This window comes from Micrococcus sp. (assembly GCF_030523875.1).
GTDB lineage: Bacteria > Actinomycetota > Actinomycetes > Actinomycetales > Micrococcaceae > Micrococcus.
Map to the genome: position 1 here is coordinate 9,679 of NZ_JAUNHR010000076.1, position 938 is coordinate 10,616.

Annotated in this window: 1 protein-coding gene; it reads left to right on the forward strand. The window is 75.6% G+C overall.

Features of this window, described 5'->3' with window-relative positions; genetic code table 11:
* Positions 1-161: 161 nt before the first annotated feature.
* On the forward strand, positions 162-884 hold the full coding sequence (locus tag Q4D18_RS09545; RefSeq protein WP_303127721.1) for a dienelactone hydrolase family protein: 723 nt from the start codon (positions 162-164) through the stop codon (positions 882-884).
* The last annotated feature ends 54 nt before the right edge of the window (positions 885-938 follow it).

Here is a 938-nt window from a genome sequence, read left to right on the forward strand (position 1 = left end):
GCCCCCGGGGCGCCCCCCGGGCCGGCGGGTGTGCGGGGGGGCGGGGGGGTGGGGGCCCCCCCCCGCCCCCCCCCCCGGGGGGAGGGCGGGGGGGGGCCACCACAACGCGGAGTGCGACCAGCCCTCGCCGCACCCCGGGCGCGATCCGTAGGGTGGGGCGCATGATGGCTTCCAAGACCCCGCACCAGAACGTCTCGTTCGACCTGCCCACCAAGGACGCCGCGCACGGCGACCGGACCGGCCACGGCTACCTGGCCCTGCCCGCGTCCGGGAAGGGTCCCGGCGTGATCGTGATCCAGGAGTGGTGGGGCCTCGTGGACCACATCAAGGACGTCTGCGACCGCCTCGCCGAGCAGGGCTTCGTGGCCCTCGCCCCGGACCTGTTCGGCGGCTGGATCGCCCACGACGGCGACGAGGCCGGCGAGATGATGCAGAACCTGCCCGCCGAGGAGGGCGCCCGTCAGCTGGCCGGCGCCGTGGACTGGCTGCTCGCCCGCGAGGAGGTCGTCTCCGAGACCGTCGGCGCGATCGGCTTCTGCATGGGCGGCGGCTTCGTGCTCGCGCTCGCGGCCCAGCAGGGCGAGAAGGTCTCCGCCGCCGTGCCGTTCTACGGCGTGGGCCAGGGCGTGCCCGGCGACTTCTCCGGCGTGCGCGCCGCGGTCCAGGGCCACTACGCCGAGCAGGACCAGATGTTCCCGGTGGAGGAGGCGCGGAAGCAGGAGCAGCAGATCCGCGACGAGTCCGGCGCCGAGGTCGAGTACTTCTACTACGACGCCCCCCACGCCTTCCACAACGACGACGACCCCCAGGGCAACTACCGCCCCGAGGCCGCCGCGCTGGCCTGGGACCGCGCGGTCGCCTTCCTGAAGGAGAAGGTCCGCTGAGCGGGTCCCGAGGCTCCCGCGGCGGCGCCGGCCGGCAGAAGGCCAGCCGCGGCG

Bases quoted from the DNA above. Each gene is read 5' to 3' on its own strand.
- Q4D18_RS09545 (WP_303127721.1), top strand. From the start codon at position 162: ATGATGGCTTCCAAGACCCCGCACCAGAACGTCTCGTTCGACCTGCCC.